The organism is Allobosea sp. BK604 (genome assembly GCF_004341515.1).
Taxonomy (GTDB): domain Bacteria; phylum Pseudomonadota; class Alphaproteobacteria; order Rhizobiales; family Beijerinckiaceae; genus Allobosea.
In genome coordinates, this window is sequence record NZ_SLZF01000002.1 from 867840 (window position 1) to 876526 (window position 8687).

Below are 8687 nucleotides of genomic sequence, written 5' to 3' on the forward strand. Positions count from 1 at the left end.
GGGCGCCGCGGCCTAGCCGGTCAGATCGGCGGCGAGTTGACCGCGGATCAGCTCGGCAAGCGACTTTCCAGCCCGGATCTGAGCATCGCGCGCAGCGCGGACGGTGGCAAAACGCTGTTCGGAACGCTCATAGGGCGCGCGAATCTGGTTCGTGCCGGAGGAGACGACCTTGCCGGTGACGCTGTCCGTAACCGTCCAGTTGGCAGTGGCGATCAGCGTGGCGGAATCGGCGCGGCCATTGGCGTAGTCGACGGTGACGACTTCGAGCGCCTCAGTCACCGAAGCTGCGAGCTTCAGCCGCTTGGTGCGATCCGGCTCGCCGCCGCCGTCGAGGTTGAAGACAAGCTCATTGCGCAGATAGTGGCCGACGAGGCCCTTGATATCGGCAACCTCGACGCCCTTGAGCGCATCCTTGACGCTGCCGCCGACCGTGCTGGTGGTGCTGTCGGCATAGAGCGGGCGCAGGCAGCCGCCGGCCATTGCCGCCGCGCCGAGCGCGCCCAGAAGCATCAGGCGGCGGGTCGGAGCGCTCGATTCAGACGACGACATTCACGATTCTCCCGGGCACGACGATGATCTTCCGGATCGCACGGCCGTCGAGCGCCTTGAGCACGGCGTCCGAGGCGCGGGCAATGGTTTCGACGGCCGCCGGATTAGCGTCGGCAGGCACAGTGACCTCCGCCCGCTTCTTGCCGTTGACCTGGACCGGAAGAACGATGCTGTCATCTCGTAAAAGTTCGGTGTCGGCCTCCGGCCAGGAGGCCTCGCCGACGAGGCCCGGTTGGCCGAGCGCCTGCCAGCACTCCTCGGCCAGATGCGGCATCATCGGCGCGACAAGCTGCGTGGCGATCGTGGCGGATTCATGCAGCGCAAAGGCGATATCCGCGTCGAGCTCGCGCCTCTCGGCGGCTGCATCCAACGCCTTGGCGATCGCGTTGACCAGCGTGTAGACATGGGCGACGCAGCGATTGAAGCCGAGCCGCTCGATATCGGCGCCGACCGCATGCAGCGCGCGGTGGCTGGCCTTGCGCAGTGCCAGCGCGGCTTCGTTGATCGTGGCCGGTTGCGCAGCCTTGTTGCCGGTGCGCTCGGCGATCTCGCCGACCAGGCGCCAGAAGCGCTGGACGAAGCGGGCGGCGCCCTGCACGCCTTCATCCGTCCAGATCACGTCGCGATCCGGCGGCGAGTCGGAGAGCATGAACCAGCGCGCGGTGTCGGCGCCGTAGGACGCGATGATCTCGTCGGGATCGACCACGTTCTTCTTCGACTTCGACATTTTCTCGATCGAGCCGATCTCGATCGGCGCGCCGGTCTCGACATCGAAGCCGCGGCGCTCGCTGCCACTGACCTCGATGCGGACATTGCCCGGCTCGACCCAGCTGCCATCCTCGGCACGATAGGTCTCATGCACGACCATGCCCTGGGTGAACATGCCGTCGAACGGCTCGTCCAGCCCGGCATGGCCGGTCGCCTTCATGGCGCGGGTGAAGAAGCGCGAATAAAGCAGGTGCAGGATCGCGTGCTCGACGCCGCCGATATACTGGTCGACCGGCAGGAAGCGGTCGACGGCCTTGCGGTCGGTCGGCGTGTCCTCGCGCCACGGATCGGTGAAGCGGGCGAAATACCAGGACGAATCGACGAACGTGTCCATCGTATCGGTTTCGCGCCGGGCCGGCTTGCCGCAGGACGGGCAATCGACATGCTTCCAGGTCGCGTGATGGTCGAGCGGATTGCCCGATTTCTCGAAGGAGACGTCGTCGGGCAGCTTGACCGGCAGGTCGGCATCGGGAACCGGCACCGCGCCGCAATCGGCGCAGTGGATGATCGGGATCGGGCAGCCCCAATAGCGCTGGCGCGAAATGCCCCAGTCGCGCAGGCGGAAATTCACCTTGCGGGTGCCGACAGGCGCGTTGCCGCGAATCTCGCCCTCCAGCCGGCGCGCGACTTCTTCTTTCGCCTCCGGAATGGTCATGCCGTCGAGGAAGCGCGAATGGATCATGCGGCCGTCATCGGTATAGGCCGTGTCGGTGATGACGAAGCTTTCCGGATCGACGCCCTCGGGGCAGACGACCGGCGTATTGCCGAGCCCGTAACGATTGACGAAGTCGAGGTCGCGCTGGTCATGCGCCGGGCAGCCGAAGATCGCGCCCGTGCCGTATTCCATCAGGATGAAGTTCGCGACATAAACCGGCAAAGTCCATGACGGATCAAAGGGATGGACGGCGCGCAGGCCGGTATCGAAGCCTAGCTTCTCGGCCTTGTCGATATTCTCCTGGGCCGTGCCGGTCTTCTTGCATTCGGCGATGAAGGCCTGCAGCTCCGGATTGTCGGCGGCGGCCGCCTTGGCGAGGGGATGATCGGGTGCGATCGCCATGAACTTGGCGCCGAACAGCGTGTCGGGCCGAGTCGTGTAGATTTCCAGCTCGTTCTGGCCGAACGAATTCGATTCGAGAGCGAAACGAATAAGCAAGCCTTCCGAGCGACCGATCCAGTTCTTCTGCATGAGCCGGACCTTGTCCGGCCAGCGATCCAGGCCTTCCAGGGCGTCGTTCAGCTCCTGGCCATAGGCGGTGATCTTGAAGAACCACTGTGTCAGCTCGCGGATCTCGACCGGCGCGCCGGAGCGCCAGCCGCGGCCATCGATGACCTGCTCATTGGCCAGCACGGTCTCGTCGACCGGGTCCCAGTTGACCTTGGCGGTCTTGCGGTCGACCAGCCCGGCCTTGAGGAAGTCGAGAAACATCTTCTGCTGGTGGCGATAATAGCTCGGGTCGCAGGTCGCGAGCTCGCGGCTCCAGTCCAGCGACAGGCCCATCGACTGCAACTGCGCCCGCATCGTCGCGATATTGGCGTAGGTCCATTCGCGCGGGTGGATCTTGTTGGCCTTGGCGGCGTTCTCCGCCGGCAGGCCGAACGCGTCCCAGCCCATCGGGTGCAGCACCGCAAAGCCCTTGGCGCGCTTGTAGCGCGCGACCACGTCGCCCATCGCATAATTGCGGACATGGCCCATATGGATACGGCCCGACGGATACGGGAACATCTCGAGCACGTAGTAGCTCGGCCGCGGATCGTCGTTGCGGGTCTCGAAGAGCTTGTGCTCATTCCAGACCTTGCGCCATTTCGGCTCGGTTTCCTTAGGATTGTAACGTTCGACGGCCATGGCGCGGGAGATTCTTGCGTGAGCGGATGTCGGGTGAGGCTCTCGAAGCGAAAGCCGAAAGCGGGTCATATAGAAAAGCGGGTGCCACTTTTCCACACGTTGTTCTAGGACACCATTGCGCGCACGCGGTCAACGCCGCCTGCGAGATGGAAGGGTTTCATGATGAGCGACACAGTCGGCAGGCTCGCCGAGACCAAGGCGGCGATCGCCCGCGCGGCGCGCGATTTCGAGCGCCGGCCGGAGGATGTGACGTTGATCGCGGTGTCGAAGATGATGCCCGAAGAGGCGATCCTGCCGGCACTGGAAGCCGGACAGCGCGTCTTCGGTGAGAACTACGTACAGGAGGCCAAGGCCAAGTGGCCGGCGCTGCGCGAGCGTTTCCCCGATATCGAGTTGCACATGATCGGACCGTTGCAATCGAACAAGGCGCGCGAGGCGGTGGCGCTGTTCGACGCGATCCATTCGCTCGACCGCGAGAGCCTGGCCAAGGAGCTGTCGCGCGAGATCGCCCGCGCCGGCAAGGCGCCGCGGCTCTTCGTTCAGGTCAATACCGGCGAGGAGCCGCAGAAGGGGGGCACCGTTCCGGGCGAGACCGACGCCTTCCTGGAGCTCTGCCGCAGCCATTACGGCCTCGCGATCGAGGGGCTGATGTGCATACCGCCGGCGGACGAGCCGCCCTCGCCGCATTTCGCCCTGCTCGCCAAGATTGCCGCCCGCAACAAGCTCACGGGCCTGTCGATGGGGATGAGCGCGGATTACGAGGCGGCGATCCAGCTTGGCGCTACTCATGTGCGGGTGGGGAGCGCGATTTTCGGAGCGCGCGGGTAGTGCCCGTTAAGCCGCTGATATCCTTGACTAACCCGGTCGTGCCGACTGGAAGTGAGCGAGGCACTACCGTCATGCCCGGGCTTGGCCCCAGCATGACGGGTGGAGCAGCAGCAGCGCCTCTTCCTGCGCGAGGTTCTCGGGTCTGCGCTTCGCTCCGCCGAGATTGACGCGTCCCCGCCGCTAGATCGGTTGCCCGACATCGATGCGGTTGCCGTCGGGATCCTCGAAGACGAAGGCCCTCAGGCCGTAATCCTTGTCGCGCAGCCCTTTCACGATGCGCAGGCCATGGCGCAGGCAGAGATCGTGAAAGCCATCGACATTCGCGACCATCATATGGGCGATATTGAATGGCGGCGCCCGGTGTTCCTTCTGCAGAGTCAGGTGAATCTCGGCGCCGTCCTTCTTCAGGATCACGAAGCCGACCGGCTGGCCGTTCTCGAAGGTCTTGGTGAAGCCGAGCACGCCGATATAGAAGGCGCAGGCGCGCTCCATGTCCTTGACCGGGAACATGGCGGCGACACGGCCGAACTGGATGTCGGGGGGAGTCATGGCAAGGTCTCGCATTGGGAGATCGGCCGGGCGTCCGGGGCGGTGCCCTTCCAGCCGGCTTCTCCAGATCTAATCGACGAGACGGTGCTCGACGGCGAGTATCGTCTGCGAGGCCGCCGGATTTCAAGCCCGCCCGACGATCATCACGCAATCCCGCGACAGGCGCGGCAGCAGCTTCTGGAAGACATGGCGCTCGACGGCGACGCAGCCGGCGGTCGGGCTGAAGCCTGCTCGCGGCAAATGCCAGAAGATCGCGCTGCCGCGACCGCGAATCACGGGATCGTCATTCCAGCCGAGCTCAACGATGACGTCGTAGAGATGGTCGGCGCGCGCGAGCCGCTCCTCAGCCTGCCCGGGCGGGCGGTCGATCAGCCTGTTGTAGCGCCGGTCGGTGACATCGTCGCACCAGGCGTCGCGTGGGGTGATGGCGCGCAGCGCAAGTTGCGTGCGCGGGCGCGGCATGCGGTCGGCACGGTAGAAGGCCCGCCTGAGCGGCAGGCGGGCGCGCGGCGTGCCGCCGTCGCCCTCGCGCTTGCTGACGATGACGCCGGAGCGACCGAGCGCACAGGGGAAGATCACGCCACCCGCGATCAAGAAACCTTTCCGTCTGTCGCGAACCGAGGCGAAGACACGCAGTTCCGTCAGGCCCAGCCGCGTTCTCTTGCGGCGTACCCTCTCGTCCCATTCACATCTCTTCACGGAAATTCCATCCTGCGTGACTTGCGGTCGTGATTCAGCGGGCTCATGGTGACCGGAATCGCAACTGGTTCAAATCATTGCCATGCCAGCGGTCCATCATATTCTTCTGGTCGACGACGACCAGACGTTGCGTGACGCGCTCGCCGAGCAGCTCGCGCTCTATGACGAATTTAAGATCTCGACGGCGGCGACCGCCTCGGCCGGCGTCAAGGCGGTCCAGGCCGAGCGCATCGACCTCACTGTCATGGATGTCGGCCTGCCCGACATGGATGGGCGCGAGGCGGTGAAAGTGATGCGCCGCAACGGCTTCAAGAGCCCGGTGATCATGCTGACCGGCCAGGGCTCCGATGCCGACACGGTGCTCGGGCTCGAGGCCGGCGCCAACGACTACGTGGTGAAGCCGTTCAAGTTCGCCGTGCTGCTGGCGCGCATCCGTGCGCATCTGCGGCAATACGAGGCGAGCGAGGACGCGGTTTTCCAGGTTGGACCCTACACCTTCCATCCCGGCTCGAAGCTGCTCGTCAGCGCCAAGGGCTCGAAGACCAAGCTGACCGAGAAGGAAACCGCGATCCTGCGCTTCCTCTACCGGGCCGGGCGCAAGCCGATTGCCCGCGAGATCCTGCTGCAGGAGGTCTGGGGCTATAATTCCCAGGTCACGACCCATACGCTGGAGACGCATATCTACCGGCTGCGCCAGAAGATCGAGCCCGATCCGGGCAATGCGCGGCTGCTCGTCACGGATGCCGGCGGCTACCGCCTGAATCCGTAGTCCTTCATGACGCTCAACGACGATATCGCCCTTCTCGCCAGGCAACCGCTACTGAGCCTCATGGAGCGCGACGCGCTCCGGCTCGTGGCCTTTGCCGCCGAGAGCCGCATCTTGCGGGCGGGCGATGTCCTGTTTCGCAATGGCGAGCATTCGGATGGCGCCTTCCTGATCATTTCCGGCGCGGTCGCGCTGCTGACCCAGGATGATGGTCGCCCGGCCGATGATGTCGTGGGGCCGGGCACGCTGATCGGCGAGCTCGCCCTCTTCGCCAATGTCGACCGGCCGGTGACGGCGATCGCCCGCGAGCCGACGCAGGTGATGAAACTGTCGCGCAGCGTGATGCGCAGGGTGCTCGGCGAATCGCCCGAATCGGCGCAGGCGATCGCGGGTGCGATCGGCGAGCGGCTGCGCGGCTTCACCAGCGAGCTGCAGCGGATCCAGGATGCCCTGACAGCGATCGACCGGCAGTAGCCGGTCATTGCGAGCGCAGCGAAGCAATCCAGGAAGACGTAGAGCAAGACCCCTCGATCGTCGCTGCGCTCGCAACGACGGCTATACCTCGAGCTCCACGGTCACCGGGACATGGTCGGAGGGCCGCTCCCAGCCACGGGCCTCGCGCAGGAAGGTCAGGTCGCGCAGCGCGGGCTTCAGTCCGTCCGAGAGCCAGATATGGTCGAGCCGGCGGCCCTTGTTCGAGGCTTGCCAGTCCGCGGCGCGATAGCTCCACCAGCTGTAGAGCTTCTCGGGCTCCGGCCGCAGCGCGCGTGCCGCGTCGGTCCAGCCGAGCTCCGAGCGCAGCTTCTCCAGCGTCGTGGTCTCGATCGGGGTATGGCTGACCACGTCCAGGAGCTGCTTGTGGCTCCAGACGTCATGCTCGTAGGGCGCGATGTTGAGATCGCCGAGCAAGACGCTCGGCCGGTCGGTCGGGCGCTTGCCAATGCCCCAGGCGCCAAGCTCATCGAGGAAGGCGAGCTTATGGGCGAATTTGTCGTTCAACGCCGGGTCGGGGATGTCGCCGCCGGCCGGGATATAGAAATTATGGATGGCGATTCCGGCGGCCGCGCCGGCGCCCTTGTCGAGAACGACGCTCATGTGGCGGGCATCGTTGCGCCCGCACATCGCCATGGCATCCTTCTCGCTGAAGGGCAGGCGCGAGACGATGGCGACGCCGTTATAGCCCTTCTGGCCGATGAAGGCCTTGTGGACATAGCCGAGCTGGTCGAAGGCCTTGGCCGGGAATTGCTCGTCCGGCGTCTTGGTTTCCTGCAGGCAGAGCACATCGGGCGCCTGCCTGGTCAGGAAATCGCCGACAAGGCCGATGCGCAGGCGCACCGAATTGATGTTCCAGCTGCTGATCTTGAGCTTCACGCGCCGATATCCCGTGCCTGGCTGCCTCGCGCAGCCGTGCCGGTGCGCCCGGGCCAATCTGGCGATCAGGGAAGGCTCGTGCAACGTCAGGCGGCGCAATGCCGCCCGTCATCCGCAGGAATGACGACGAGAATTAGAGAACGCGCTCGTAATTGATCACGAAATTCTTCGGATCGGGCCGGCGCTGGGTGTCGAGATTGTAGACCGAGACCGAGGTCTCATAGCCCTGCGGGTCGATCACCACCCACTGCCTGAGCGCGTTGGCGGCCATGTCGTATTTCAGCGTGATCTTGGAGGTGCCGCCCAGTGTCGAGCGGTCCTCGATCTTGACCGACAGGATGTCGCCGTCGGTGCTGACATTGGTCACGGTCGCGTCGCGGTTGAGGTCCATCCGCTCCTTGACCAAGAATTTCAATGGCGTCTGGCCGATCGAATACAGGTCCTGCGTCGCCAGCTTGCGGTCGCGGATGGCGACCGAGGTACCGTCGGCGATGACCTCCATGGTGACCGGCGGGCGATATTCGAAGCGCATCTTGCCGGGGCGCTGAATATAGAGCTTGCCTTCGAAACGGCGGCCATCCGAGGCGAACTGGATGAAATCGCCCTGCAGGCTGGAGAAACTGTTGAAATAGGCGTTGAGACGGTCGATCGCCTCCTCGCGCGTCTGCGGCGCCTGGACCTTGGCCTTGGCGGGCACGGCGGCAACAGCAGGGGCGGCTGCGCGCGGCGGCTCGTTGGCGGCGGTGAAGACGGGGCTGGGAGCAGCCGCTGCCGAGGCGGTGGCGGGAGCAGGGCTTGCGGCGCGAGCCTCGCCGAGGCCGGCGGGACGCGGCGGCGGCAAGGGCAATGGCCGGTTTGCGGCAGGCTTGGCCGCGGGTGCCGTGGTTGCTGGCTTGGCGGGCTGCAGATTGAGCGGCTGCGCCGCGAGCGGGCCAGCCGCCATGGCAAGGCCGAGCGCGACGACGGCGCCGAACGAAGCCTGCAATGGCGAAACACGAGTCATGAGCAAGGCTGCTCCGGCGGTTCGGGCCCGAAGGCCGTGATGATCGCGCCATTGCCCATCACTGACAATGGCCAGATGCGGTGGCGACGCTGCCGGTCCATCCAGCTCAACGCCGCGTATAACACTTGGTTGCATGGGCTCATGGCAATTTCAGGACCCTTGCGGGGCGCCGAATGCCTGTGGCCTCACTCCTCGTCTTCGCGAGCGCGTCCTGTCTCGACGAGGATCTCACGCTTTCCGGCGTGGTTGGCGGGGCCGACGATGCCCTCGTTCTCCATCCGCTCCATGATCGAGGCAGCGCGGTTATAGCC

Annotated in this window: 10 protein-coding genes; 3 read left to right on the forward strand and 7 right to left on the reverse strand. The window is 65.4% G+C overall.

Annotation, left to right across the window (positions count from 1 at the left end; all coding sequences use genetic code 11):
- Positions 1-12 precede the first annotated feature (12 nt).
- A complete protein-coding gene (lptE, locus tag EV560_RS09400; RefSeq protein WP_131855461.1) occupies positions 13-549 on the reverse strand; it encodes an LPS assembly lipoprotein LptE in 537 nt (178 codons plus the stop codon).
- Complete coding sequence (gene leuS, locus EV560_RS09405) at positions 536-3160, reverse strand: leucine--tRNA ligase (protein WP_131855462.1); 2625 nt, start codon at positions 3158-3160, stop codon at positions 536-538. The genes lptE and leuS overlap by 14 nt, the downstream gene beginning before the upstream one ends.
- A gap of 159 nt (positions 3161-3319) precedes the next feature.
- On the opposite strand from leuS, the gene EV560_RS09410 reads away from it, so the two are divergent.
- Positions 3320-3988 (forward strand): YggS family pyridoxal phosphate-dependent enzyme, encoded by a 669-nt coding sequence (locus EV560_RS09410; protein WP_131855463.1) that lies wholly within the window; start codon positions 3320-3322, stop codon positions 3986-3988.
- A 180-nt stretch (positions 3989-4168) separates the two neighbouring features.
- On the opposite strand, the gene EV560_RS09415 is transcribed toward EV560_RS09410, so the two are convergent.
- Entirely contained in the window at positions 4169-4537 is a 369-nt protein-coding gene (locus EV560_RS09415; RefSeq protein WP_465246988.1) for a VOC family protein, read from the reverse strand.
- A gap of 123 nt (positions 4538-4660) precedes the next feature.
- Positions 4661-5236 carry a L,D-transpeptidase family protein gene (locus EV560_RS09420; RefSeq protein ID WP_131855465.1) on the reverse strand — a complete coding sequence of 192 codons (576 nt, stop codon included), beginning with the start codon at positions 5234-5236 and terminating at the stop codon, positions 4661-4663.
- An 82-nt stretch (positions 5237-5318) separates the two neighbouring features.
- Between EV560_RS09420 and EV560_RS09425 the strand changes: the two genes are divergently transcribed.
- Together EV560_RS09425 and EV560_RS09430 are read left to right on the forward strand one after the other, a co-directional pair.
- A complete protein-coding gene (locus EV560_RS09425; RefSeq protein ID WP_131855466.1) occupies positions 5319-6005 on the forward strand; it encodes a response regulator transcription factor in 687 nt (228 codons plus the stop codon).
- A gap of 6 nt (positions 6006-6011) precedes the next feature.
- Positions 6012-6476, forward strand: a complete 465-nt coding sequence (locus tag EV560_RS09430) for a cyclic nucleotide-binding domain-containing protein (protein WP_131855467.1) — start codon at positions 6012-6014, stop codon at positions 6474-6476.
- An 81-nt stretch (positions 6477-6557) separates the two neighbouring features.
- On the opposite strand, the gene EV560_RS09435 is transcribed toward EV560_RS09430, so the two are convergent.
- The 3 genes from EV560_RS09435 to EV560_RS36675 form a co-directional block, all read right to left on the reverse strand.
- Positions 6558-7373, reverse strand: a complete 816-nt coding sequence (locus EV560_RS09435) for an exodeoxyribonuclease III (RefSeq protein ID WP_131855468.1) — start codon at positions 7371-7373, stop codon at positions 6558-6560.
- 133 nt (positions 7374-7506) lie between these two features.
- Complete coding sequence (locus EV560_RS09440) at positions 7507-8376, reverse strand: LolA family protein (RefSeq protein WP_165923396.1); 870 nt, start codon at positions 8374-8376, stop codon at positions 7507-7509.
- Positions 8377-8561: 185 nt separating this feature from the next.
- Positions 8562-8687: DNA translocase FtsK (locus EV560_RS36675; protein ID WP_131855470.1), on the reverse strand; the 126-nt coding region annotated here is incomplete at its 5' end.

Coding starts and splice junctions, on each gene's coding strand:
- EV560_RS09415 (WP_465246988.1), bottom strand. CDS start 4,537: ATGACTCCCCCCGACATCCAGTTCGGCCGTGTCGCCGCCATGTTCCCG.
- EV560_RS09430 (WP_131855467.1), top strand. CDS start 6,012: ATGACGCTCAACGACGATATCGCCCTTCTCGCCAGGCAACCGCTACTG.
- EV560_RS09440 (WP_165923396.1), bottom strand. CDS start 8,376: ATGACTCGTGTTTCGCCATTGCAGGCTTCGTTCGGCGCCGTCGTCGCG.
- EV560_RS09425 (WP_131855466.1), top strand. CDS start 5,319: ATGCCAGCGGTCCATCATATTCTTCTGGTCGACGACGACCAGACGTTG.
- lptE (WP_131855461.1), bottom strand. CDS start 549: ATGTCGTCGTCTGAATCGAGCGCTCCGACCCGCCGCCTGATGCTTCTG.
- EV560_RS09410 (WP_131855463.1), top strand. CDS start 3,320: ATGATGAGCGACACAGTCGGCAGGCTCGCCGAGACCAAGGCGGCGATC.
- leuS (WP_131855462.1), bottom strand. CDS start 3,160: ATGGCCGTCGAACGTTACAATCCTAAGGAAACCGAGCCGAAATGGCGC.